This window comes from Mycolicibacterium sp. lyk4-40-TYG-92 (assembly GCF_030209435.1).
GTDB lineage: Bacteria > Actinomycetota > Actinomycetes > Mycobacteriales > Mycobacteriaceae > Mycobacterium.
In genome coordinates this window covers 1-25496 of the sequence record NZ_JARVRX010000019.1, presented here as the reverse complement: position 1 = coordinate 25496, position 25496 = coordinate 1, and the positions used below count along the sequence as shown (strand labels likewise).

The following is a 25496-nucleotide window of genomic DNA, read 5'->3' as shown; positions in this document are numbered from 1 at the left end:
CGAGCGTCAGGACGCCGCGGCGTGACGGAATTCGCCGACGGCGTTCGCTGCCGGGACGGGGCGGCCGTCGACGAAGCCGCGCAGCGTACTGCGGAGCTGGTCCAGGTGGGCGCGCGCCGTGACGATGCGGCGACTGACGGACGACGGGTCGCCCAGCATGGAGTCGAGATAGTCGTTGATGGCGGTGGGCTGGTCGGCCGGCAGGTCGAAGCCGCCGGGCTTGAGCGTGCGGAGTGCCTTCTCGGTCGAGCCACTCGAAATCGCCAGTGGGACGGCGCCTTCGGTCGCGCCCACGATCAACGCATGAATCCGGTCGCTGGCGACGATGGCTGATTCCCGGTGCAGCGCGCGCACCTTCTTCTCCCACTCGGCGTGTGACTCTTCGCCGAACAGCAGCGGTTCGGTTCCCGGATGCAGCACCCAGGCGAGTTTCGCCATGGCTTCGCGATCGCGGCGGACCTGGCTGTACACCTGGATTCGCAGGCCACGGGACGTGGCGATGTCCCGCAGGAGGCGAATCTTGTTCTCGTCGAGCAGGTCCCGGTTTCCGCGCATGGTGACAGCGAGGATTGTGCGTTCGCCGGCCGGGACGCCCAGGCCTTCGAGCAGGGGATCGGGGCCCTCACCGAATGCCCAATCGGGCGCGACGTCGCCGATGCCGAACGCGTCGGCTGTTCTGGGATCCCGCCAGGCGACGAGCGACATCTTGCGCCGGGCGTAGCGTTCCATCCGCGGCGCGGGGATGGCGGTATCCGAGGACATCCGGACGCCGGCGCCGACCTGGACGGTGGTGCCGCCGCGGGGACGTGACAGCAGCGCGCAGATCGCCGTCCACCAGCCCCAGAACCGTCCGGTGCGGGCGGGCAGGACCAGTTCGCCCGCCGGCATCACCATGAGGGTCCGGCCGGTCAGGGCGCTCGTGGCATAGCGGCTGAACCAGCCGATAGCCGTGTCGTGCACCACTTCGTCACCGCACAGCCGCAGTGCCGTGAGATACCGCTCGTCATTCGTATCCGGCATGAGCCTCCGGCCGACAAGGACGTGCACCCGGGCGTCGTCGATTCCGTGGAAAGTCCGGAGCAGCCCGCGTCTGAGGATCGAGTCGCCGATGTTGTCGCTCTGTCCCCAGGTGGACACAAAAACGCGTGCCAATCCACTGCCCCCTTCGACATCCCCGGTGCCGGAAAATCTTCGTCCCTGTGAGGATGTTCAGGACCCTAACAGGTAGCTGTCAGCTTCAACGGACCTTGCGAACATTCTGGCCGGAGGGCTGCGCGCGCCTGCTGGGACCTTTGCCGGTCTTGGCGTGAAAAAGGCCTTCCGCGCCTGGTCAGAGGGGTACTGTCCGGTCTTGGAGATCGGGTCATTCCGGGGGAAGGCTATCGGGGGATGGCAATGTGAGCACGATCGTCGAGCATGGACATCGACGGGCTGACCGCTTGTTCGGGAAATTTGCGGCATATCGGCTGACGCCCACGGTGGTGGTCTGGCTGGTCGGGATATTGATCGTGCTCTTTCTGGTGCGCGCAATGTTGGCGACTTCGTTATCGCACGATGACGGGATCACCATGTTGTCTGCGACCTGTAATCAGGGCCGCTACGCGCAGTCCATTCCTACTGGACGGTGGGTGTCGGTTCAGGTCTGGCAGGACTATTGGAGCCTGCACGATCCGGGATGTTTCGACCGGATTCGCGCCGACCTGGCGCATTCCGACATTCATCCGCCGCTGTATTTCTGGCTACTGCATATCTGGTTGTCGGTTTTCGGTGTGTCGATACCGGCTGCGGTGATGCTGAACGTAGTGATTCTCACCATTACGGCGCACGTGCTCTATGCAGTGTGCGGGGTGCTTGAGGTACCGAGCTCGTTGCGTGGTGTCGTCATTGCGACCTGGGCGCTCACGATGGCGGCCAGAGCGAGCGCATTCGCAGTCCGTCAGTATGCGTTGCTCGGATTGTGGTCGGCGTTGCTGTTGTTGCTTGTCGCCTTGTGGTTCACGCGGCACAGATGCGTATATCTGTTGGCGCTCGCGCCCGTCATCGCGTCGGGGCTGCTCACTCAATACTTGTTCGTTATTCCGGCCGGGGCGGCGTCGGTGCTCATCGGTGTCGCGATCGTGGCCCGCCGGCGGTATTGGGAGTTGGCCCTTTTGGTCGCGGTCGGCATCGTTGCCGTCAGCGTGTTCGGCCTGGGTAGCCCAGGTTTTTGGGAATCCTTCCACCGCGGCGGTGAGCAGGCGCAGCACTTTTCGTGGTCCATGCTGGCGATACGGATCGTTGCCGTCCTCCGCCCGGCGTACGAGACGTTTCTGCCACTCGATCCCGCATATCAGGCGTACGGCGTCAAAGTCGGCGCCATGGTCGGTGGTGGCCTGACGCTGGCTCTCGTCACCCCGATTCTGTGGATCGCCGCAAGGTGGTTGATGCGTGTCCGCGGCGGGTGGCATCAATTGATTCCGACTGCGCCGGCAGTGCCATTGCTGCTGTTCCTCGGTTGTTGGCTGAGCGTCATCGTGCTGTATCTCTTTTTCATCATGCCGGTGCATTCCATGAGCCCGCTGCATCTGGGATTCATCGCCCCATTTCTCTTTGTCGGACTTGCGGTGGCAGCTCGGCAGTCGCGCGTGGTGATCGCGGTGTTGTCGATGCTCCTGGTTTTCCAACTCTGCGGGGTGACGGTGGCGACTCTGCAGTCCGGCTATCGCTACACGCAGAGAACCGCGCTGGTTCCGGGGGCAGACGCGGCGATCATCATCGATTCCGATCGGCGTGGAGTCGTACCCGCTGCATTGTGGTCGATTCCACCCGGGGCCGTGACATACGTCGCCAGTCAGGACGAATTACTCCAACATTTTCCGGACCTTTCCGGCATTGCCGGCCGAATGGCGTTCTACGTGAGCAGAGTATTGCCCGCCGATCCGTACGGAAATTCGATCCTCAAACGCAATCGGATCCTGAAGGCGTTCGCTGATCGCGGCTACCGGCCTACGCGTTCGGCAACCGACCCGGAACTCGGTGGTGCCGACGTGTACCGACTGATGCGCGGATAGACCCCCGCGCCACGAAGACGAGCCGGTCAGCGGCCGCTGAACACCTGCCGGATGCTCGCCAGCTGCGCGGCGTTGTCCGAGTGAATGAAGATGAAGTTGTTCACATAGTCAGGGGAGCGTTTTCCGCCGACCGACTTTGCCGCTTCCGGCCGCTGCAGTGCTGCGGTGTCGAATTCGGCCACCTGCCGGAGCGCGCCCCGGTGCAGGAAATAGCCGCGGTATCCCATCGTGTCGAAAAACTCGAAGGTCTGTGCGACGCCCCCGGCGTTGTGCCGTTCCTCGCATTCGACAATGCATGTCGGCTTCGCTGTTTCCAACGTGCGTACGCCACCGCGGAGGACGGCCGACTCGTGGCCTTCCACGTCGATCTTCATCACGCCGAGTCGCTTCAATTCGAGTTCGTCGATGGTCGTCGTCGGAACGGTGATGGTGCGTAGATCGAATCCCGGATTGGCGTCTTGCTGAAGTGAACTGCGGGTGAGGACATCGCGACCGCGGCGGGTGGGGATATGAAATGTGGTCTCGCCAATTCGGTCGGACAATGCCACCGGCAGAACCCGATTATCCGGCTTGATTATCCGGCGCAGACTGGACGCCATGACCGGGTGCGCCTCGACGGCGATTACTTTGCGGAAGCGATTCAGTGCGTAGTACGAATAGACGCCCGCATTCGCGCCGACGTCGAGAAAATCGTGGCTTGAATCCCTGAGTACCGCAAGGAGTCTGAGTTCGGGTTCACCTTTGCGCAACTCCCAGTTGACGAGTTGGCGGGCGCGCAGGGCCGATGCGGAGAACATATTTGCTGTTTTTTGCATTCCTTGACGGGACTCAGAACGTGTTTCAGTGGCTGCCGGGCTGGCCGCGGAACACCGCTGCGGTGCGAGCGGCGGCCTCGCCCCAGTTGCTGTAATTGCCGGCCCAATTCCGCATCGACTCGCGGTCGACGCTGCCGGCCTTCTCACGTGCTTCGGCGAGGCCCGCGGCCAGTCCGTCGACGCCGAGTTCGACCGGGTACAGGCGTTGTCCGCCGGCCAGGTCGACGAGGTGGTTGACCTCGGGCCCGATGACGGGGCAACCCATGCTCAGCGCCAGCAGCGCACTGCCCGACGTGAAGAATCCCCGGTGCGCGATGACGGCGCCGTCTGCCGCGGCGAAGTACAGCGGAACCTCGGACTTCGGAATGCGTTTGGCGCATAAGAGGATTCGTGGGTCTTCCCGCGCGAGGGCGAGGTCGGCCGACACGTCCCCCTGGGGATTGCCGGCCAGGATCAGGCGGTCCGGGTCCCGGGCGACCTTCTGGAAGGCGTGGATGATGTCGCTGATGCCCTTGTAGGGGCGCAGCAATCCGAACGACAGTGCGACGAAGCCGTCAGCGGGCAGGCCCAGTTTGGCACGCGCTTCGAGCTGCGACGGCGGCGCCGGGTGCGAATCGATGTAGTGCGGGTGCCGCACCACGGTGCACGGCCCCGTGTAGCCAAACTCCGCCGCGAGCGTCTCCTGGGCGCTGGGGAAGTGGATGAATACGTGGTCGACGAGCGCGAGCAGTTCCTTGCGGATGCTGCGGCCCAGTTCGGGATGCGGATCGTCGTGTGGCACGAGGTTGTGCGCCGTCCAGGCGATGCGCACACCGCGCCGCTTCAGCATTTGCAATTGCCGGTTGAATGCCGCGGCGCGCGCTTCGTATATCCACCGCACGTGGCTGGTGTGCGCTTCGGTGGACCAGTGCAGATGCAGCCAATCGCCGCTGCGCAGCCGAGCGGATTCGATACTCAGAATATGTGGCGCTGAAACATCCAGGCCTTCAGCGCGTAACCCATCGATCATGTTGGGCAAATAGGGGTTGTCCAACCAGTGTGGCCATACCGCCACCCGAATGGGTTTTGTTTCTTTGGCGGCAGGTGCATCCAGAGTTGGCTGTGCAGGCCGGGTAAGCGAACGAGCCATGCAGCGGACTCTACAGTTCCCTGCCCCGAATCTGCCATATAACTGCGAATTACAAGAGACGCGGAAATTTCGTTTGTTCACCAAAGCAAACGGTCATCCCGGCCGTAGCAGGCGACGCGCAGGAGTTTTTCAGGTTTCGGCGATGGCGAATGGTATCCGGCCGGGCCAGAAGGGTTTCACGGCCGCAATTCTGACGCGGACAACAATTGTGTTGCCCCGCATATCTCCGGCAAATAACGGTCCGCGTAGTCAATTGTCTGGTGTGCGGCTGATCGACAATCGTGGCTACCGAATGGTGTGCGTTTCAGTCCGATAATCGGCGCAATCGCATTTGCGGCACCGCCACAGCAACGTCAAGGCGCACGGATTCGCGGCCGACGCCGTTGATTGAGCAAATCCCGGTGCCGCATGCCCGGATTCCGGTCCCTGGCGCCGGCCGCAACGCCGGAAGTCGCGAGCGCCGTCGCCCGGCATGGCCGACGCTCAGTTCGCGGCGTCTCGTCGAATCCCCGGCGGCGCGGTGTGGTGTACTTAGCTGCGACGGCTGCTGCTCTCGAATAATTCCGGGTCCGTGCGTCCCGACTGTGCGTGGAGCGCGCTGAAATGATCCACCGGCGACCCCTCGGTGGCTCGGAATGTAACTGCGACGACGTGGAGTTCGGCTATATGAGATTGAGCGTGATTGGAACGGGCTACCTGGGTGCCGTTCACGCCGCTTGCATGGCGCATATCGGGCACGAGGTCGTCGCGTACGACACCGACGCATCGAAGATCGCGGCCTTGTCGGCCGGTACCTCGCCGTTCTACGAGCCCGGGTTCGACGAGCTGCTCGCCACGGTGCTCGCGACCGGACGGCTGCGTTTCACCCAGTCTGCCGAGGAAGCGGTGTCCGGCGCCGCGGTGCACTTCGTCTGCGTGGGGACCCCGCAGTTGGCCGGCTCGGACGCCGCGAACATCGCATACGTCGACAGCGCCTTCCGCGCCGTCGTCGCCCACGCGGACTGTGACGGCTTGATCGTCGGAAAGTCCACCGTTCCGGTCGGCACCGCCCAGCGCCTCGCCGCGGAGGTCGCCAAGACGTCGTCAGGCCTCGAGGTCGCGTGGAATCCGGAGTTCCTCCGGGAGGGCAAGGCGATCGAGGACACCTTGCAGCCGGACCGCCTGGTGTTCGGCGTGACCTCCGAATACGCCGAGAAGACGCTGCAAGAGGTGTACGGCGCCCTGCTCGACGGCGGCACGCCCTATCTGACGGCGGACCTCCCGACGTCGGAACTGGTGAAGGTCGCCGCCAATGCTTTTCTGGCAACCAAGATTTCGTTCATCAACGCCATGGCCGAGGTGTGCGAGATCGTCGACGCCGACGTCACGGTGCTCAGCCGCGCGCTCGGGTACGACGATCGCATCGGCAAGCGCTTCCTGAATGCCGGGCTGGGTTTCGGCGGCGGCTGCCTGCCCAAGGACATCCGCGCGTTCAGCGCCCGGGCGGGCGAGCTGGGCGCCTCGGACGCGCTGCGGTTCCTGCACGAGGTGGACAAGATCAACCTGCGCCGCCGCGAGAAGGCCGTGTCGGTCGCCCGTGCGGTCGTCGGGGGGGAGTTCCTCGGCCAGAGCATCGCCGTCCTGGGCGCCGCGTTCAAGCCCAACAGCGACGACGTCCGTGACTCGCCGGCACTGAACGTGGCTGCCGCGATGCACCTGAAGGGCGCCGACGTCCGCGTCCACGATCCCAAGGCGATCGACAACGCCAAGGCCCGGTTCCCGACGCTCGGCTACTTCGACAGCGCCGAGGACGCTTGCCGCAACGCGGATCTGATCGTGCTGGCGACGGAGTGGGACGAGTACACCAACATCGATCCCGAGGCGTTCCGCGCGGTGGTGAAGGAGCCACGCCTCCTGGACACCCGGAACGTCATCGACCGCGAGAGCTGGTCGCGTGCCGGGTGGCAGGTGTACTCGCTCGGCCGCGGCGGACTGCACGTCTGATCTGCGGCCGCGCCGCTGCTCGACGAACTTGCGATAGGGGGATTGATCCATGGCGGGTCAGACGATCGAAGTCATCATTCCGGTCCGCGACATGGGAGATCACCTTCCGCGGCTGCTCCAGCCGTTGCTCGATCAGTTGTCCGACGGCGACCGGGTGACGGTGGTCGACGACGCATCGGTCGACGACACCGCGGCGGTCGCGCGGTCGTTGGGCGCCAATGTCGTGACGCTGACGAACAGCCGGGGTCCGTACTACGCGCGGCAGGTCGCCGCGAGCCGGTCGGACGCCGACATTCTGCTCTTCATCGACGGGCGCTGCCGGCCGCTGCCCGGTCTGCTCGACGCGCACCGGGCCCTGCAGGCGCAACCGGGAGTTGCGTTGTCCTGCACCAATGTTCGCACTTTGTCGGGGCCCACCGTGGCTGCCCGGATGGCTGCCAAGATGCAGCCGTTCATGCTGCCCCGCAGTGGCGGGGCGATGAAGGCCGTCGTCGGGATGGTGCCGCCGCGGCCCGATTACTACCCGACCTGCAATCTCGGTATCGACCGGATCGCCTTCGAGAAGGTGGACGGGTTCCGGGCGATGCGCGGCGGCGGCGACCTCGATATCTGCTGGCGGATTCAGGACCAGTCGCTCGGCACGATCGCCACCGACACCCGGGTGCTGATGGAGTGGGAGCCGCGGACCGCGATCCGCGATCTGGCCAGCCAGTGGAAGCGCTACGGCAACAGCAACGCATATATCCGCTGGGCGCACAGCAATGACCTGCTCAGCACGGGCAGCCATGTGCCGGCGCGTGTCTCACCGGCGGCGGCGTGGACGACGATGCGTGCCGAGCTGCGCCGTCCGGTGTCGGAGCTGGCAGCGACCGCCATCCTCGGAATCGCTTTCCAGTACGGCTATTTCGCCGCGCAGCTGAAGCGCAGGGAGTTCGAGATGCCGGTGCATTTCGACGTGTCCCAGTAGCGGCTCAACCGTCTACTTTGCCGCCCTCGACTGCCGCGCGGTACGAACGCACCGCCATCGGGACGACGACCGCCGCGATCGCCACGAGCCACAGCGCCGCCACGGCGAGGGGCTGCCAGAACGCGCCGCCGTTGGACAGCGCCCGCATGGCCGCGGCCGCCGGCGCGATCGGCTGGTAGTCGGCAATCGGGCGCAGCGCGGCCGGAATCTTGGCCGGCGGGATCAACGTCGCGAACGCCAGGCCCATGCACGCGGTGTTGGTCCACGTGAGGATCATCCGGCCCTGTGGCCGCAGGGCCAGGGTGATCACGATGGTCGCGAACACCAGCACGATGGCGACGGGGATCAACAGATAGACCAGCAGCGCGAGCCAGCTCCCCGTGAAGCGGAAGCCCATCAGGTAGCCGGCTGCCACCACGAACGCCGACGCCGCAAAGGTGCGCAGGCCCTCGGCCAGCAGTGCGCCGGTCAGGGGAGACGTCCGCCGAACCGGCATGATCCACAGCCGCGTGAGCAGCCCGCTGTCGCGATCGTGGGGTACGGCCAGACCGGCGCCGATCGCGCCCGACATGGCGCCGGCCAGCGTGCACACGGGGATCAGGACATCCAGTCCGCTGTTGCCGGTGAGGCGCACCATCGACTTGCCGACCAGGATGCCGTAGATGAGCAGCAGGAGGGTCGGGAACACCAGGGCCTGCACGGGCACCATGGGGTACCGGCGCCACTGGATGAACAGCCGCCCGGCGAAGATCCAACTCTCGGTGAGGCGTGAATGTTGGTGCTGCGAGGTCGGATTCACGATGATCGCTCCTGAAGTCGGACGGCGGCAGCGCCGAAGACGACCAACAGCCCGACGGTCCACGCGACGCCGGCGCCGAGGATGCCGGTATCGATGTGACCGCTGGTGAATCCGCGCAGCGCGTCGGTGATCAGCGAAACCGGTTGGTAGCGCACGAAACCGTGCAGCCACGTGGGAAATGCCTCGACGGGAGCCAGCCCGGTCGACAGCATCACCAGGAAGAGCTGGGGGATGAGCAGCAGCTGGCTGGCCACCTCGGCGCGCCCGGCCTTGGAGCCGGTGGCGTCGGCGCCGAAAGACACGGCCAGGGTCAGGGTCAGGGCCAGGACGATGAAGGCTGCCGCGTGACCGATTCCGGTGGTCATCCGGAAGCCGAGCAGGTACGCGGCCAGTACCGACGCGACCAACGCCAGCAGACCGCGGATGAGGCAATAGGCCATGCGGGCCATGAGCGGCGCATAGGGAGAAATGGGGAGCGTGCGCATCCGGGAGCCGAGGCCGCTGGCTTTGTCTCCGGCGGCCCGATCGGTCGTGGTCAGCGCACCGAACAACATCGCCTGAACCACGACCGCGGGCAGGATGTACTGCACGTAGCTCATATCGCCGGTGGCGATGACCCCGCCGAGCATGAACGTCAGGCCGATCAGCGTGGAAACCGGCACCAGTGCGGCGAAGACGAGGTCCAGCCAGCCCTTGCGGAGGATGCGGGCCGTCAGGAGTCCGAATGCCGTCACTTCGACTTGACCGGGGTGGTGAGGTGCAGGAACACTTCGTCGAGCGAGGGGCGACGTAGCGAGATGTCGATGAGTTCGACGCCGATCTCGTCCATCCGGCGGAAGACCTCGGTCAGGGTTGCGACGCCGCCCGGCGCCGGCACCGACACCGTCGTCGCGTCGGTATCGACCTCGATCTCTTCGAAGTCGGCCAGGGCCGTGGCGATGCGAGGCAGGTCATCGGGGTTGAGCGGGGTCATTTCGCAGTAGCTCGACCCCGTCTGGCGTTTGAGTTCGTCGGCCGTCCCGCGGGCGACGATCTGACCGCCGTTGAGGATGACGATGGAATCGCTGAGGATGTCGGCTTCTTCCAGATACTGCGTCGTCAGCAGGACGGTGATGCCCTGCGCCTTCATGGAGGACACCAGATTCCAGACATCGCGGCGGCTGCGTGGGTCCAGGCCGGTGGTCGGCTCATCGAGGAACAGCACCTTCGGCGGGACGACGAGGGACACCGCGATGTCGATCCGTCGGCGCATACCGCCGGAGTACCCGCTCACCTGGCGGTCCGCGGCGTGCCCCATGTCGAACTGGGTGATGAGTTCGTCGGCCCGGCTGCGGGCCTCGCCGCGCCGCAGGCCGCGCAGGCGCCCGAACAGGACGAGGTTCTCCCGTCCGGTCAGCCGGAGATCGAGGGCGGCGTCCTGCCCGGTGACGCCGATGGACTGACGCACCTTGGCAGGTTCCTTTGCCACGTCGTAGCCGGCCACGATGGCCCGGCCCGAGCTCGGCTTGAGCAAGGTGGACAGGATTTTGACCGTCGTCGTCTTGCCGGCGCCGTTGTGTCCCAGCAACGCACACACCGAACCCGTGGGGACGGAAAAGCTCACGTCGCGGAGTGCGGGAACAGACCCGCCAAAAGTCTTGGCGACGTTAATGAGCTCGATCACGGACTCATACGATACAGAGAGCGACAGCGCATTCAATTCGCACAGCGCATGCCGTGATGTGGACATCATCACTATGCGGCGCCCGGCGCGGGCCCCATGCAGACCCCGATTCGGTTGCCGAATCTCTACGTTGGCGACAAATTTCCAGGCAAACAGATAGCGGTGCTGGCCGCCGCCACGGAACGGGTCGCCGATGGGCCGCCGGACAGGGTGCCGTCTGTGCCGGTCATCGGACGAACCGGCCCCGCGGACGGGTCCCGCGACGCCCACCGGGTGACCGTTGGCGAGGTTGCGGTTGACCGCGTACCAGCAATGTCTTAGAGTTTGCTGAATTCGTAAATATCCCTTTCTGTGCGAGGACGTGGCATGGTGCATCTCGATGTTCTCCCAGTGAAGGCAACACGCCGCCGGGGTCGCCCGGCGGGTACTGATTCGGCGCAGACGCGGGCGCGCATCTTGAGCGCCGCGCGCGAGGTGATCGCGATCCGTGGCTACCATGCCACCACGATTCAGGCCATCGCCGAGATCGCCGAGTTGAGCCGTCCCACGCTGCATTACCACTTCCAGACGCGCGAGGACATCTACCACTGCCTGCTGAACGAGATCGCCACGACGATCGACCTCTGCATCGCCCGTGCCGGCGCGGAATCGACTCTTCCAGCACAGATTTCGGCTCTCGTCACCGAATTCCGCAACGCCGGTGTCCACGAACCGGGCAGTGTGGCACTGCTCGTGAGTTCCTATCTGGAGGCCGACCGGCTGCCGGCCCCGCGCCGGGATGCGAAGGCGGCCGTCCGCAAATTCATGGACCAGGCCGTGCGGGACGCCGTGGCGCGCGGCGAGTTGCCTGCCGGGACGGCTGTGGCCCCTGTTGCCGATCTGTTGTACACCATGGTGTGGGGGCTCGGGTTCTATGCCGGGCTGGTGGCCGACCAGGACCGCGTCGAGGCGGTAACTAAGCAACTGCAACAGGTGTTGCACAAGGGGTTGCTGGTAGGTCCCGTGGCAACAGCGGCCGGGTCCACCACGGACGCCGTGCCCGCGGCCGCCGCGGCTTCGTCGTAGTCCAGCCGACGACACAGCGCCCGACACGCCGAGAGGTGTCGGTGGCCCGTTTTAGACTGGCAGCCCTATGAGCCAGTTCGTGCACCTCCACAATCACACCGAGTACTCGATGCTGGACGGTGCGGCGAAGGTCAAGCCGATGGTGCAGGAAGCCATCCGGTTGGGCATGCCGGCGATCGGCATGACCGACCACGGAAACATGTTCGGCGCCAGCGAGTTCTACAACACCGCCACCAAAGAGGGCATCAAGCCGATCATCGGCATCGAGGCGTACATCGCGCCGGCGTCGCGCTTCAACACCAAGCGCGTCACGTGGGGTGACCCGAGCCAGAAGAGCGACGACGTCTCGGGTAGTGGTTCGTACACCCACATGACGATGGTCGCCGAGAACGCGACCGGCCTGCGCAACCTGTTCAAGCTGTCATCGCTGGCGTCGTTCGAGGGGCAGCTCGGTAAGTGGTCCCGCATGGACGCCGAGATCATCGCCGAACATTCCGCGGGCATCATCGCGACCACCGGCTGCCCGTCGGGTGAAGTACAGACCCGGTTGCGGCTCGGCCACGAGAAAGAGGCCGTCGAGGCCGCCGCGAAGTGGCAGGAGATCTTCGGCAAGGAGAACTTCTTCCTCGAGCTGATGGACCACGGCATCGAGATCGAGCGGCGGGTTCGCGAGGGCCTGCTGGATATCGGCAAGAAGCTGGGCATCCCGCCGCTGGCCACCAATGACTGCCACTACGTCACGCGTGAGGCGTCGCACAACCACGAGGCGCTGCTGTGTATCCAGACCGGCAAGACGCTGTCCGACCCCACGCGGTTCAAGTTCGACGGTGACGGCTACTACCTCAAGTCGGCCGAGGACATGCGGGCCATGTGGGATCACCAGGTGCCCGGTGCCTGCGATTCGACGTTGCTGATCGCCGAGCGCGTCGAGTCCTACGCCGACGTCTGGAAGTTCCACGACCGGATGCCGATCTTCCCGGTACCCGAGGGCGAGACGCAGGCCACCTGGCTGCGTAAAGAGGTGCTGCGTGGCCTGGACCGGCGCTTCCCGGCCGGCCCGCCCCAGGAGTACCTCGACCGGGCGGAATACGAGATCAGCGTCATCGTGCAGATGGGCTTCCCGGCGTACTTCCTCGTCGTCGGCGACCTCATCAGCCACGCGCGCGAAGTCGGTATCTGGGTCGGCCCGGGCCGAGGTTCGGCGGCAGGTTCGCTGGTCGCGTGGGCGATGGGCATCACCAACATCGACCCCATCCCGCACGGTCTGCTGTTCGAGCGCTTCCTCAACCCCGAGCGCGTGTCGATGCCCGATATCGATATCGACTTCGACGACCGCCGCCGCGGCGAGATGGTGCGCTACGCCAGCGAGAAGTGGGGCAGTGACCGCGTCGCTCAGGTCATCACCTTCGGTACCATCAAAACCAAAGCCGCGCTGAAGGATTCGGCCCGAGTCCACTACGGGCAGCCGGGCTTCGCCATCGCCGACCGGATCACCAAGGCGCTACCGCCGCCGATCATGGCCAAGGACATCTCGGTGGCGGGAATCACCGACCCCACCCACGAGCGGTACAAGGAAGCCGCCGAGGTCCGCGCGCTCATCGACACCGACCCGGACGTCCGCACCATCTACGAGACCGCCCGCGGGCTGGAGGGCCTGGTCCGCAACGCGGGTGTGCACGCCTGCGCGGTGATCATGAGCTCCGAGCCGCTCATCGACGCCATCCCGATGTGGAAGCGCGCCCAGGACGGCGCCATTATCACCGGCTGGGACTACCCGTCGTGTGAGGCCATCGGCCTGCTGAAGATGGACTTCCTGGGCCTGCGCAACCTCACCGTCATCGGGGACGCGCTGGAGAACATCAAGGCCAACCGTGGCATCGATCTGGACCTCGACCACCTGAGCCTGGACGATCCGAAAACCTACGAGCTGCTGGCACGCGGCGACACGCTCGGGGTGTTCCAGCTCGACGGTTCCGCGATGCGCGATCTGCTGAAACTGATGCGGCCGACCGGCTTCGAGGACATCGTGGCCGTCCTGGCGCTGTACCGGCCGGGTCCGATGGGTGTGGATGCGCACACCGACTACGCGAAGCGCAAGAACGGGCTGCAGGAGATCAAGCCCATCCACCCGGAGCTCGAAGAGCCGCTGCGCGACATTCTTTCCGAGACTTACGGTCTGATCGTCTACCAAGAGCAGATCATGCACATCGCGCAGAAGGTCGCGGGCTACTCGCTCGGCCAAGCAGACCTGCTGCGTCGCGCGATGGGTAAGAAGAAGAAGGAAATCCTCGACGAGGCCTACGGCGGATTCGCCGACGGCATGAAACAGAACGGCTTCTCGCAGGCGGCGATCACCGCGCTGTGGGACACGGTGCTGCCGTTCGCCGGCTACGCGTTCAACAAGTCGCACGCCGCCGGGTATGGCCTGGTGTCGTTCTGGACCGCGTACCTCAAGGCCAACTATCCGGCCGAGTACATGGCGGGTCTGCTGACCTCGGTCGGTGACGACAAGGACAAGGCCGCGATATACCTGGCGGACTGCCGCCGCCTGGGCATCACGGTGCTGCCGCCGGATGTCAACGAGTCGGTGCACAACTTCGCCTCGGTCGGCAAGGACATCCGCTACGGACTGGGTGGTGTGCGCAACGTCGGCGCCAACGTGGTGCAGTCCATCATCGCGGCCCGCACCGACAAGGGTAAGTACACCGATTTCTCCGACTACCTGAGCAAGATCGACATCACGGCCTGCAACAAGCGGGTCACCGAATCTCTGGTCAAGGCAGGCGCTTTCGACTCGCTGGGCCATGCCCGCAAGGGCCTGTTCCTGGTGCACGCCGATGCGGTCGACTCGGTGCTCGGCACCAAGAAGGCCGAGGCCATGGGCCAGTTCGATCTCTTCGGCGGCGGTGACGCCGGGGATGCCGGAGATGCGGCGTTCACCATAAAGGTGCCCGACGACGAGTGGGACGACAAGCACAAGCTCGCCCTGGAGCGCGAGATGCTGGGCCTGTACGTTTCCGGCCATCCGCTCAACGGCGTCGCGCACCTGCTCAATGCGCAGGTGGACACCCAGATCACGGCCATCCTCGAGGGCGTTGTCGCCAACGACACCCAGGTCCGCATCGGCGGCATCTTGGCGGGGGTGGTACGACGGGTCAACAAGCAGGGATTGCCCTGGGCCTCAGCGCAATTGGAAGACCTCAACGGTTCGGTGACGGTGAACTTCTTCCCGAAGACCTACGCCGTGTTCGGTGCCGACATCATGGACGACGCCATCGTGCTGGTGAGTGGCAAGGCCCGGGTCGAAGACGAGCGGGTGTCCATCTTCGCCAGCGACCTTGTGGTGCCTGACTTTTCGAATGCGCAGGCCGATCGTCCGCTCGCGGTGAGCCTGCCGACCCGGCAGTGCACGCCGGAGAAGGTCAGTGCACTCAAGCAGGTGTTGGCCCACCACCCGGGCACCTCTCAGGTGCATCTGCGGCTCATCAGTGGGGACCGGATCACCACCCTGGAACTGGACCAGACGTTGCGCGTGACACCGTCGTCGGCGTTGATGGGGGATTTGAAGGCGCTGCTGGGGCCGGGCTGCCTCGGCGGATAGTGTCAGTTCAGAAGCGGTAGCGCAGGATCTGGGCCTTCCGCGCGTAGACGGTCAGCAGGGCGGTCCGTTCCACCGGTGTCAGCGACGTGACAGCTATTCCCATCGTTCCGACCATACGCCACCATCGCCGCTGAACGTTCAGCCCAAAATGTTTAGCGCCCTGCGGATTTCGCGTGGCGTCGCCATGGACCGTGCCGGTCCGTCGGCGACCGCGTTCACGTGAGTTAGCGAACCACCGTGAAAACGCCGGCGATGTGCTTCGATCAGGAGGCCCATCGAGGAGGGACACCGGAATGTCTGAAGCGCAGCGTCCGACCACTTTGTGTGAAGCGTTCCAGCGGACAGCGTCGATCGATCCGGACGCCGTCGCACTCCGTACCGCGGGCGGCGGGCCGGCCCTCACCTGGGCGCAGTACTCCGAACAGGTGCGTGCGGTGGCCGCCGGGCTCAGCGGGCTCGGGGTGGCCCGCGGCGACACGGTGTCCCTGATGATGGCCAACCGGGTGGAGTTCTATCCGCTGGAGGTCGGCGCGCAACACGTCGGCGCCACCTCGTTCTCGGTGTACAACACGTTGCCCCCGGCGGACCTGGCGCATGTCTTCGGCAATGCCGGCACCAAAGTCGTGATGTGCGAGGCGCAATTCGTCGATCGCATTCGCGCCAGCGGCGCGCCGATCGAACACATCGTGGTCATCGACGGAGCGATCGACGGGACCATCGGCGTCGAAGAGCTGCTCGCGTGCGCGCCGGTGGACTTCGACTTCGACGCCACCTGGCGTGCGGTCCAGCCCGACGACATCGTCACGCTCATCTACACCTCGGGCACCACCGGCAAGCCGAAGGGTGTGGAGATGACCCACGCCAACATCCTGTTCGAGGCGTTCGCCGTCGATGACGTCCTGGGCATCCGGTTCGGAGACCGCGGCACGTCCTACCTGCCGACGGCCCACATCGCCGATCGCCTGACCGGACTGTACTTCCAGGAGGTGTTCGGCACCCAGCTCACCACCGTTGCGGACGTCCGCGCGATCGCCGCGGCGTTGCCCGAGGTCCGGCCGACGGTCTGGGGAGGGGTGCCGCGCGTGTGGGAAAAGCTCAAGGCCGCAGTCGAATTCGCGGTCGCCAACGAGCCCGACGAGATGAAACGGGCGGCGCTGCAGTGGGCGCTGTCGGTCGGTGCAAAGAAGGCCGCGGCGCTGCTCGCGCACCAGCCGGTGCCCGACGACGTCGCAGCCGAATGGGCCACCGCCGACGACCTGGTGCTGTCCAAACTGCGTGGACGCCTGGGTCTGGACCAGGTGCGGTGGGCCGTCTCCGGCGCGGCGCCGATCCCGGTGCAGACTCTCGGTTTCTTCGTCGGGCTCGGGCTGCCGATGACCGAATTGTGGGGTATGTCGGAGTTGAGTTGCATTGCCACCGTGAGTCATCCGCGCGACACCAAGCTCGGTACCGTCGGGCGGCCGCTACCCGGCGTCGAATGTCGGCTGGCCGATGACGGCGAGCTCCTGGTGCGGGCGCCGCTGGTCATGAAGGGTTACCGGAAGGAACCTGCCAAGACCGCGGAGGCGCTCGACGCGGACGGCTGGTTGCACACCGGTGACGTCGGCCGGATCGACGACGAGGGCTACCTGACCATCGTCGACCGCAAGAAGGAACTGATCATCAACGCGGCCGGCAAGAACATGTCACCGGCCAACATCGAGAAGTCCATCAAGGCGGCCTGTCCGCTGATCGGCGTGGTCATGGCAATCGGCGACGGGCGGCCGTACAACACCGCTCTCATCGTGCTCGACGCCGAGTCCGCGGGCCCGTACGCCGCGCAGCGCGGCCTTGCCGACGCGTCACCCGCGGCGCTGGCCACCGATCCCGAACTGGTCGCGCAGATCGCCGCCGGTGTGGCGCAAGGCAATACCGAGTTGTCGCGCGTCGAGCAGATCAAGCGATTCTCGGTGTTGCCGACATTCTGGGAGCCAGGGGGAGACGAGATCACGTTGACCATGAAGCTCAAACGGCGTCCCGTCGTCGAGAAGTACGCCGCCGAGATCGAGGCGCTCTACGAAGCGGAGCCGGGACCGACCGTCCACGAACCGAAAGCGACTGTCGCCGCGGCGGATTGACCGTCAGGCAGTGGTGCAGGCGAACTTCAGCCCGACGCCTTCGGGTGCCGGGAGCACCGGCGTCAGGCACCCGAAGGTCTGGATGCCGGCGTTGCTGAACCGGACCGCGGTGCGGCGCGCGTAGTTCACGCAGACCGGTCCGGTGGCGTCGGCGCGGCATTGGTAGTCGCCGAACCGCAGGCTCTGCCCGTCTTTCAGTTTGGGTCCGGTGCCGGTGTTGAATCGCCCCGGATCCCCGTGCACAGAACCGACTTCCGCGGTGGGACCCTCGAAATCGACCCAGCCACCGACCCAGTGGCCGTAGGTGTCGGCCGGCTGCGGTGGTGGGGACGTCAGGTGCATCAGGCACGCCAGCGCACCGTTGAAGTTCTTGTCGGTGATGCAGTTGGCTCCCGAGGCCGTGGTGAAGGCGATGTCGGTGCCCAAATCCGTGGGCGTGCCGTCGCGTGTCGCGGTATGGAACCCGGCCGGGTCGGCCGGGGGGCCGGCCTCGACCCAGGCGATCACGTCGGCGACGGGCGCACCTGCCGGCGGCGGTGTGGTGGGCGCGGCCTTCGGCGCCGGAGCCGGGGGCCGACTCGACGGGGCGGTGGCCGAGAGCGACGGCTCGGAGATCGCCACGCCGGGCTGTCCGTGCTGGTCCGAACCGGCGGCACAACCCGCAACCAGGGCACATGCCGCGAGGGCCACCGGAAGTCGCATGCCCGCCAGGGTAACCGGCAGCACCGCAACACGCGGTTCAGGCACCCCGATGATTACAGATCTTCGATAGTGTTCAGTTATGCACGAACGTACCGTCCGCGTGACTATCGACAGCGGAACCATCGAGGGCTTCACCCGCGACGGTGTGCACCGCTGGCGTTCCGTGCCGTACGCGCGTCCGCCGGTGGGGCCGTGGCGCTACCGGGCCCCGCAGCCCGTGCAGCCCTGGCGCGGCGTGCGCTACTGCCACGGATTCACCTATTGCGCGCCCCAGGAGCGCAAATACACGATGCTGAGCGTCGGGAAGTACCAGCCGATGGGCGAGGACTGTCTGACTCTCAACGTGGTGACGCCCGAGCAGCACACCGGCGATCCGCTGCCCGTGATGTTCTTCATCCACGGCGGTGGCTACATCATGGGCAGTTCCGCGACGCCCATCTACGACGGCGCCGCGCTGGCCCGGCGCGGCTGCATCTTCGTCTCGGCCAACTACCGGCTGGGCGCGCTCGGCTGCTTCGACGTGTCGACGCTGGCCACCGCCGAGCATCCGCTCGATGACAACCTGTTCTTGCGCGACCTGGTGGCGGCGCTGAAGTGGGTGCAGACCAACATCGCGGTGTTCGGCGGCGATCCGGACAACGTGACCATCTTCGGGGAGAGTGCCGGCGCCCACGCCGTGGCGACCCTGCTGGCCGTGCCGCAGGCGAAAAACCTTTTCCACCAGGCGATTGCGGAGAGCCCGGCCAGCGGCATGGTGCGTTCGTCGGATGCGGCCGCGCAGTTCGCGAAGCAGTTCGCCGAACAGCTGGGCGCCGGCGAGCGGGACGGCGCCGCCGCGCTGATGTCGGCCAAACCGGCTGAGCTGCTGGCTGCGCTGGACCGCGTCATCCATGGCGCCGTGGCCGATATGCCGGGTGCCTTCCCGGCCGGGCCGGCGTGCGGCACCGAGTTCCTCCCGGAGGATCCGATCGTCGCGATGCGCGAGGGACGGGCCCACCAGGTGCCGCTGATCGTGGGTAGCAATGCCGACGAGGGCCGCCTGTTCACCAAGTTCATGCAGCTGCTGCCCACCAACGAGGCCATGATCGAACGCATCCTGGCCCATGTCCCGGCCGAGCAGCGCGCCCGGATCACCGGGGCCTATCCGGGTTACCCACAATCCACCGACGCCTGTGTCAAGCTCGGCGGCGACTTCGCGTTCGGCACCGCGTCCTGGGAGATCGCCGGGGCGCACATGCGGCACGCGCCCACCTACGCCTACCGGTACGACTACGCGCCGCCGGCACTGCATTGGACGGGGCTGGGTGCCACACACGCCACCGAACTGCTCGCGGTCTTCGACGTGTACCGGACCCCTCTGGGTTCGGTACTGACCGCTGCCATGGACCGGAAGTCGGCACTGCGGATCAGCAACGACGTCCAGAACCGGTGGCGGGCGTTCGCCCGGACGGGCGTCCCCGGCGAGGGCTGGCCGCAGTACGACGCCGACGATCGCGCCGTGCTCGTATTCGACCGCAAGACCCGTGTCGAATACGACCCCCGCGCCCAGCAGCGTCAAGCCTGGGAGGGCTTTTCGCTGGTCAACGGCTGACCTACTTCTTGACCACCTGGGTGCCGCCGGCCAGTTCGTCGTGCCGGCCCTGCTTGCAGGGGCTGGAGTTGATGGTGACGGCGATGAAGATGTACGCGATGAACGCCAGCAGCCCACCGATCCACGGGATGATGGGGAGCAGCGTGAACGAGTTGCGGATGGCCGATTGCTTGAAATCGGGCTTCGCCATGCCGTGGGGACCCCGCACACTCAGGCCCAGCAGCATCTTGCCGGGCGTCGCGCCGGCCAGTACCTCGAACAGCACGAAGTACAGGAAGGTGCCCAGCCCGGAGAACAGACCGGTCACCATGACGTCGGACATCGAGCCGATCGAGAAGGCGCCGAAGAAGGCCAGGACTCCGACGATCAAACCGTCGATGAACCGCGCGAAGAATCGGGGCAGCAGGTCGCCGGGATGCACCGGGGTGGGTGCGCCGTAAGCGCCTGAGGTGGGGTAGTTCTCGCCATAGGTCATGGCGTCAATTTACTGCCGATCGGCCAGCAATATCTGGCTTAGCCGGGTAGTCGTGGCCTGGCCGTCCGCATTGCCGCCGGCGCCGTTCAAGGCGTTCATGACGGCGAGCGTGAAACGTTGTCCAGGCCCGGCGAATCCGACGGTGTTGGTCACCCAGCCGCCCTGCTCGTCGGACCAGCCGTCCTTGTTGCCGGGCGCCATGTTCGGGCCGGCGCCCCAGACGCCCCACTGCTGGATCGGGTCGACGTGCTGCATGGCATTGACGATCCAGGCCGTCTCGTTGGGCCGTAGCCGGGTCAGCATGTAGTTGACCATCTGATCCAGATCGTCGGTGGTCGACTTCTGAAAACCCCAGTAGGGGAACATGTCTCCGAACCCCCGTTGTGGCTGGACCCGCGTCATGCCGAAATGCGGGAAGTCGTTGTTGAAGATCGTGTGGTCTGGGCCGCCGTACCGGGTCCACAGCGTGTCGGCGGCGTCGTTGTCCGACGTGTGCAACATCTTGCCCATGAGGGCGATGTCGTTGTCGGTGAGTCGCAGCAGCCCGGCGCTCTGCCGGGCGAACAGGTCCACGACGATGCCGAGTTTGATGGTCGAGGCCGTCCACACCATGTCCCCGGCGTGCGAATTGCGGTACACCGCACCGGTTTTGCGGTCGCGGAGCACGTAGCCGACGGTGCCCGGCCGGGTCGCGAGGTAGGCGTCGGCCGCCGCGACGCGCTGCTGCGCGTCACAGGCGCCCGTGCATTCGGCGCGGGCGGCGGGCTGCGCGGTCCCGGTCAGCAGTGTCGCGACCAGTGCCGCCCTGAGCAGTTTCACGCCGGTAGCCTCCCAGATCTCGGTCGATTTCATTCGGTTCAGACCGCCTCTGGCCGCGGCCACGTCGGCAGCGGTACCGGCCCGTCGCCCGGGCGCAGCCGGTCGAGCACCGCCCGCAGCGGTGGCCAATTGGTGCGGCCCTTGCGGGTGACGGCGTAGGCGGTGTGGATCACCGTCGGCCCGGCCAGGGGGACGACCTTGATGCCCGCGCTGGTAGGCCGTTCCAGCGGCAGCAGTCCGACGCCGTATCCCGCGACGATGAGGTCCTCGACCAGTTCCAGGCTGTCGATCTGATGGGCGATGCGCGGGGTGAATCCGCTCAGCGCGCCCAGGGTGCGAACGGCATCCTCGTCAGCGGTGTTGCGGGAGTTGACGATCCAGGTCCGGTCCGCGTACTCGGACAGTTCGGCCGGTCCGTTCGCCTCGTCGGCCGGCAGGCCCAGCCCCCACGGAATCGACCACAGCGCAAAGCCTTCCAGGAGCGGGCTGGGGGAGGCCGGTGCCAGGTTGTAGTCGTAGGTCAGCGCCAGGTCCAGGTCGTCGTCGGTGAGCAACGCGAAGGCTTCGATGGGCTCGTATTCGCTGATGGCAACGTCGATTCCGGGGTGTTCCCGGGTCAGTTCGGCCAGGATGGGCAGCAGCGAGACGCGGATGCCGGTGGCGAAGCCGCCGACACGCAGCGTGCCGACCGGTTCGGCACCGGAATCCAGGTCCAGGCGCGCCGCGTCGACGGCGGCGAGAATGGTCACCGCATGGTCGGCCAGGCGCTGTCCGGCGGGCGTCAGCCTGACCCGCCGGCCTTCCGGTTCGATCAGCTGGGTCCCGGTTTCCTTGGCGAGCGCGGCGATCTGTTGTGACACCGTCGACGTCGTCAGATTGAGGTTCTCGGCGACGGCCCGCATCGATCCCAGGCGCGACAGCGCCAGCAGGAGGCGCAGCCGACGGGTGTCCATTCCACCATTGTCCAGAGAATCTGCACGATTCTGCGTGATCTGGCCCGAAGTTATGAATATTTAGCCAATGTGCGACGATCCGAAAATGACCGCACGCCCCGCCCACTTCATCCCGATCGACGCCGACCGGGTTCAGCCGACCCGATTCGCCCAGAGCCTGTGGGGCGAAGACCACCTCAACGGTCCGGCAGTGGTGGGGTTGGCGGCCCACGCGCTGGAGGCCGCGTTCGGATTGCCCGACTTTCTGCCGGCCCGGCTCACGGTCGACCTGTTCCGCGCCGCGCGGGGAGTGCCGACGACGACCGAGGTGAAGTTGGTTCGTGACGGACGGCGGGTGCGCAACTCCGAGTGCGACGTGGTGCAGAACGGCGTGACTGTCGCGAGGGCCACTCTGGTGCAGTACCGGCTCGCCGAGGCGCCCCCTGGTGAGGAGTGGTTCGGCACAACCGATTTCGAGCCGCCGGCGGCGATCGATGGTGGCCTGGCGCCGTACATCAGCAGTGACGGTGTCGGCTGGACGCGGACCATCGCCGAGCATCAGAACGCCGGTCGTAAGCGCTACGTCAACCAGCCTATCGACGTCATCGAAGGCGAGGTCAACACGCCGTTCGTCCGGGCTGCCGTAGCGGCCGAGGGCACCAGCATGGTCACGAATCTGGGCACCGCGGGCATCGGCTACATCAACGGCGACCTCACGGTGGCGTTGACACGGCTGCCGCAGGATGACTGGGTCGGCGTCGAGGCCGAGACGCACTGGGCGGCCCACGGCATCGCGGTCGGCGCCACCACGCTGTATGACAGCGCCGGGCCGATCGGCACCGGCCTGACCACTGCGGTCAGCAATCCCGCCGCGCAGATCGACTTCGGCCACAGCCGGTTCCCCGATCGGATCAGGCGCGAGCTCTAGCGCGTCCGATTGTGAAGTGCTGCTGAAGGTTTAGCGTTGGGACACATGCGGTAACCAACCACTGTCCGAGCAATCCGTGGGGGACACCCCGCCATCATCTGATTGGAGGATCGCGATGAGGATGAAGAAAACAGCTGTCACCACTGCCGTTGCCGGTGCACTGTTCGCCGGCGCCGCAGGTGTCGGCACAGGCGTCGCCGGGGCCACCGTGGCACCGGTTCCGCCTCCTGGACCCACCGTGACGGCGCCGCCGGCCTGGGCACCCCCGAAGCCGGCTGACCCGATGTGGGCGATGGGCAATGCCCAGGTCTGGGACGCCGGATGGAACCACTGGGGCGTCTGGGTGAACGGCACGTTTGTCCCGACGTTCTGATCGGTTCGGTCTCTGATCCAGACCACGAAGGGGCCGTTGTTGCAGTTGTTGCAGCAACGGCTTCATTCATGAATTGCGAACGATATGTCCACGATTATCACGTGGACATGAACGTTCGGGCTCCCGTTCAATACAACGTATGACCACCGCAGCGGCGCGAAACGGCGCACTCATGACCGTCGCGTCCATGATGTCGGTGCAGCTGGGTGCTGCCCTCGCAGTGAAGCTGATGGACGGTATCGGCCCGGCCGGCGTGGCGTGGCTCCGCCTGGCCTGGGCGGGCGTGCTGATGCTGCTGTTCGTGCGGCCGCGGCCGGCATCGTTCACCCGGTCGGCGTTCATGTCATGCGTCATGCTCGGCATCACCACCGCCGGGTTCACGCTGCTGTTCATGGTGGCGGTCTCCCGCATCCCGCTCGGCACCGCCAGTGCCCTGGAATACCTTGGCCCCCTTGCCATCGCGGTGGCGAAGGGCCGCGGGCGCGGCCGTCTGCTGTTTCCGGCGATGGCCGGCACCGGCGTCGTGCTGCTGACCCAGCCGTGGGCTGCTGCCGTCGATCCTGTCGGGGTGTTGGCCGCGCTGGCTTCGGCGGTCTGCCTCGCTGCCTACATTCTGCTGACCCAGCGCGTGGGTGACGAGGTCACGGGCATCACGGGTCTGGCGGTATCCATGCCGGTCGCCGGGCTCGTCGTCACCATGGTGGCCGGGCCGTCGGTCATCGGTCATCTGACGCCGCACCTGCTGCTCGCAGGCCTGGGCCTGGCCATCCTGCTGCCGGCCATCCCGTTCACGCTGGAGATGCTGGCGCTGCGCCGCCTCACCGCGGCGGCGTTCGGCACATTGATGAGCCTCGAGCCGGCATTCGCCATGACGCTCGGATTGCTCATCCTGCATCAGGTGCCGGCGCTGCCCGCCGTCGCCGGTATCGCACTCGTCGTGCTGGCCGGTTTCGGCGCTGCTCGTAGTGGCGCGCGACCCGTGGCCGGGGCGGGTCACCGGGAACCGGCCCTCGTGGTCGAATAGGGGCATGACGCCACCGGCCACCGCGCTCACCGCCTCGCCGTTCACCGGCCGCACCCCCAGCCGTGCCGGGGACATGTCGGTGGAAACCCATGGCATCGCCCCGGTTCCGGCCGACCGCCGGTACGGCGCGCCCGGCCGGCTGTTCACGGTGTGGTTCGCACCGCAGATCAACATGACGTGCGTCTTCACCGGTGCGATGATCGGTGCGCTGGGTCTGGGGTTCTGGCTGGCGGTGCTGGCCATGGTCGTCGGCACGGTGCTCGGGTCGCTGGTGGTCGGCTACCTCTCCACGCTGGGTCCGCGCACCGGCACGGCGCAACTGCCCGGCGCCCGAATGGCTTTCGGTGGTCTGATCGCGGTTCCCGCTGTTCTGCAATGGCTCTCGTCGGTGGCATGGGACGCACTGGTCGGGCTGTTCGGTGGCGAAGCGCTGGCGGTGCTTCTCGGTATCCCCTTCTGGGCGGCCGTACTGATCGTGCTGGGCGTGCAGGGTGCGGTCGGGTTCATCGGCTACGAGCTGATCCATCGACTGCAGGCCGTGCTCACCGTGGTGCTGTTCGTGACGTTCGTCGTGTTCGCGGTCAAACTCGTTGCCGGACACCAGATCGTGGCGCCGGCCACGGCTCATGGTGCCGATCTCGCCGGCGCTTTCGTGCTGGCGGTGACGATCGCGCTGAGCCTGGCCGTGTCGTGGGCGAGCTATGCCGCCGACTTCAGCCGTTACCTCCCGGTGGACTCGGCGCCGCGCAAGGTTTTCGCGTTCAGCTTCGCCGGCTTGGCCACCGCGTACGTGTTCGTCGAGACCATCGGCATCGCCGCGGGCAGTCTCATCACCGACCAGACCGCCGAGGGCGTGCGGTCCGTGATGGGCGGGGGAGCACTGGGTGCCATCGCGTTGGCCGTCATCGCGCTGGCGTCGGTCGGCTCGGGCGTGATGAACGACTACAGCGGTTCCCTTGCCCTGCAGACGCTGGGCGTACGCGTGCGGCGGCCGGTGTCCTCATTGGTGGTGACGGCGCTGGCGTTCGGTCTGATCCTCTGGCTCCACACCGGCGACACCGCAACGCGATTCACCAATGTGCTGCTCCTGAGCAGCTACTGGATCCCGGCCTTCGCGGCCATCGTGATCGTCGACTGGCGCCACCGCAGCCGCGGCCGGCAGACCGTGAATCCCGCGGCGGAGACGACGCCGCGCGCCGACGCCGTTGTCGCGCTCGTCGCGTTCGCCGTGGCCTACGGCGCTGCGGTCCCGTTCATGAACACCACGCTGCTGCAGGGGCCCGTCGCCGTCGCGTGGCATGGTGCCGACGTCGCGTACTTCGTGAATTTCTTTGTCGCGCTGGTGGTTTACGGCGCCTACCGGAGCCGGCGCTCCTCGTGACTGTGAGCCGTGTGCAGGTAATTCCGGCTTCGATTCAAGGGTCTAGTGCAACAGCTCCTACCTGGGGAGTTGTTGCATGCGT

At 66.3% G+C, this 25496-nt stretch carries 21 protein-coding genes; 11 read left to right on the top strand and 10 right to left on the bottom strand.

What is annotated here, in order from left to right; genetic code table 11:
• Nucleotides 1-6: 6 nt before the first annotated feature.
• Entirely contained in the window at nucleotides 7-1152 is a 1146-nt protein-coding gene (locus tag QRN63_RS24110; RefSeq protein ID WP_285033485.1) for a polysaccharide pyruvyl transferase family protein, read from the bottom strand.
• A 476-nt stretch (nucleotides 1153-1628) separates the two neighbouring features.
• On the opposite strand from QRN63_RS24110, the gene QRN63_RS24105 reads away from it, so the two are divergent.
• Entirely contained in the window at nucleotides 1629-3050 is a 1422-nt protein-coding gene (locus tag QRN63_RS24105) for a glycosyltransferase family protein (protein WP_285033484.1), read from the top strand.
• A 26-nt stretch (nucleotides 3051-3076) separates the two neighbouring features.
• On the opposite strand, the gene QRN63_RS24100 is transcribed toward QRN63_RS24105, so the two are convergent.
• Both QRN63_RS24100 and QRN63_RS24095 read right to left on the bottom strand, forming a co-directional pair.
• Complete coding sequence (locus QRN63_RS24100) at nucleotides 3077-3847, bottom strand: FkbM family methyltransferase (protein ID WP_285033483.1); 771 nt, start codon at nucleotides 3845-3847, stop codon at nucleotides 3077-3079.
• Nucleotides 3848-3890: 43 nt separating this feature from the next.
• Nucleotides 3891-4874: a glycosyltransferase gene (locus QRN63_RS24095; RefSeq protein WP_285033482.1), complete on the bottom strand. Its 984-nt coding sequence runs from the start codon at nucleotides 4872-4874 to the stop codon at nucleotides 3891-3893.
• A gap of 786 nt (nucleotides 4875-5660) precedes the next feature.
• Here QRN63_RS24095 and QRN63_RS24090 point away from each other — a divergent pair.
• Both QRN63_RS24090 and QRN63_RS24085 read left to right on the top strand, forming a co-directional pair.
• Nucleotides 5661-6977, top strand: a complete 1317-nt coding sequence (locus QRN63_RS24090) for a UDP-glucose dehydrogenase family protein (protein WP_267317395.1) — start codon at nucleotides 5661-5663, stop codon at nucleotides 6975-6977.
• Between the two features lie 49 nt (nucleotides 6978-7026).
• Nucleotides 7027-7944 carry a glycosyltransferase family 2 protein gene (locus tag QRN63_RS24085; protein ID WP_267317396.1) on the top strand — a complete coding sequence of 306 codons (918 nt, stop codon included), beginning with the start codon at nucleotides 7027-7029 and terminating at the stop codon, nucleotides 7942-7944.
• A 4-nt stretch (nucleotides 7945-7948) separates the two neighbouring features.
• On the opposite strand, the gene QRN63_RS24080 is transcribed toward QRN63_RS24085, so the two are convergent.
• The 3 genes from QRN63_RS24080 to QRN63_RS24070 are packed head-to-tail and all read right to left on the bottom strand — an operon-like array spanning nucleotide 7949 to nucleotide 10406.
• A complete protein-coding gene (locus QRN63_RS24080) occupies nucleotides 7949-8743 on the bottom strand; it encodes an ABC transporter permease (RefSeq protein WP_285033481.1) in 795 nt (264 codons plus the stop codon).
• The gene (locus tag QRN63_RS24075; RefSeq protein WP_267317398.1) at nucleotides 8740-9477 is read right to left on the bottom strand and encodes an ABC transporter permease; all 738 of its coding nucleotides are present in this window, start codon (nucleotides 9475-9477) and stop codon (nucleotides 8740-8742) included. Before QRN63_RS24075 ends, QRN63_RS24080 begins: the two co-directional genes overlap by 4 nt.
• Nucleotides 9474-10406 carry an efflux ABC transporter ATPase subunit, DrrA-related gene (locus QRN63_RS24070; RefSeq protein ID WP_267317399.1) on the bottom strand — a complete coding sequence of 311 codons (933 nt, stop codon included), beginning with the start codon at nucleotides 10404-10406 and terminating at the stop codon, nucleotides 9474-9476. Before QRN63_RS24070 ends, QRN63_RS24075 begins: the two co-directional genes overlap by 4 nt.
• Nucleotides 10407-10862: 456 nt before the next feature.
• Between QRN63_RS24070 and QRN63_RS24065 the strand changes: the two genes are divergently transcribed.
• The 3 genes from QRN63_RS24065 (at nucleotide 10863) to fadD11 (ending at nucleotide 17189) form a co-directional block, all read left to right on the top strand.
• Nucleotides 10863-11471, top strand: coding sequence for a TetR/AcrR family transcriptional regulator (locus QRN63_RS24065; RefSeq protein WP_285033480.1), 609 nt, complete (start codon nucleotides 10863-10865; stop codon nucleotides 11469-11471).
• A gap of 67 nt (nucleotides 11472-11538) precedes the next feature.
• Nucleotides 11539-15072 (top strand): DNA polymerase III subunit alpha, encoded by a 3534-nt coding sequence (dnaE, locus tag QRN63_RS24060; protein ID WP_285033479.1) that lies wholly within the window; start codon nucleotides 11539-11541, stop codon nucleotides 15070-15072.
• Between the two features lie 293 nt (nucleotides 15073-15365).
• A complete protein-coding gene (fadD11, locus tag QRN63_RS24055) occupies nucleotides 15366-17189 on the top strand; it encodes a fatty acid--CoA ligase FadD11 (RefSeq protein WP_285033478.1) in 1824 nt (607 codons plus the stop codon).
• Between the two features lie 3 nt (nucleotides 17190-17192).
• Here the strand turns inward: fadD11 and QRN63_RS24050 are convergent, their stop codons facing one another.
• Nucleotides 17193-17891, bottom strand: a complete 699-nt coding sequence (locus tag QRN63_RS24050) for a hypothetical protein (protein WP_285033477.1) — start codon at nucleotides 17889-17891, stop codon at nucleotides 17193-17195.
• A gap of 79 nt (nucleotides 17892-17970) precedes the next feature.
• Here QRN63_RS24050 and QRN63_RS24045 point away from each other — a divergent pair, with 79 nt between their 5' ends.
• Nucleotides 17971-19482, top strand: a complete 1512-nt coding sequence (locus tag QRN63_RS24045; RefSeq protein ID WP_285033476.1) for a carboxylesterase/lipase family protein — start codon at nucleotides 17971-17973, stop codon at nucleotides 19480-19482.
• A 1-nt stretch (nucleotide 19483) separates the two neighbouring features.
• Here QRN63_RS24045 and QRN63_RS24040 read toward each other — a convergent pair whose 3' ends face one another.
• The 3 genes from QRN63_RS24040 to QRN63_RS24030 are packed head-to-tail and all read right to left on the bottom strand — an operon-like array spanning nucleotide 19484 to nucleotide 21729.
• Nucleotides 19484-19957, bottom strand: a complete 474-nt coding sequence (locus QRN63_RS24040; protein ID WP_267317405.1) for an RDD family protein — start codon at nucleotides 19955-19957, stop codon at nucleotides 19484-19486.
• Nucleotides 19958-19966: 9 nt separating this feature from the next.
• Nucleotides 19967-20776, bottom strand: coding sequence for a serine hydrolase (locus tag QRN63_RS24035; protein ID WP_285033475.1), 810 nt, complete (start codon nucleotides 20774-20776; stop codon nucleotides 19967-19969).
• Between the two features lie 38 nt (nucleotides 20777-20814).
• The gene (locus QRN63_RS24030; protein WP_267317406.1) at nucleotides 20815-21729 is read right to left on the bottom strand and encodes a LysR family transcriptional regulator; all 915 of its coding nucleotides are present in this window, start codon (nucleotides 21727-21729) and stop codon (nucleotides 20815-20817) included.
• 85 nt (nucleotides 21730-21814) lie between these two features.
• Between QRN63_RS24030 and QRN63_RS24025 the strand changes: the two genes are divergently transcribed.
• From QRN63_RS24025 to QRN63_RS24010, 4 genes are all read left to right on the top strand, one after another.
• Nucleotides 21815-22636, top strand: a complete 822-nt coding sequence (locus tag QRN63_RS24025; RefSeq protein WP_267317407.1) for an acyl-CoA thioesterase domain-containing protein — start codon at nucleotides 21815-21817, stop codon at nucleotides 22634-22636.
• A gap of 121 nt (nucleotides 22637-22757) precedes the next feature.
• Nucleotides 22758-23009: a hypothetical protein gene (locus QRN63_RS24020; protein WP_323848817.1), complete on the top strand. Its 252-nt coding sequence runs from the start codon at nucleotides 22758-22760 to the stop codon at nucleotides 23007-23009.
• Between the two features lie 139 nt (nucleotides 23010-23148).
• Complete coding sequence (locus QRN63_RS24015; protein WP_285033474.1) at nucleotides 23149-24033, top strand: EamA family transporter; 885 nt, start codon at nucleotides 23149-23151, stop codon at nucleotides 24031-24033.
• Between the two features lie 4 nt (nucleotides 24034-24037).
• Entirely contained in the window at nucleotides 24038-25414 is a 1377-nt protein-coding gene (locus tag QRN63_RS24010) for a purine-cytosine permease family protein (RefSeq protein WP_285033473.1), read from the top strand.
• Nucleotides 25415-25496: the final 82 nt, after the last annotated feature.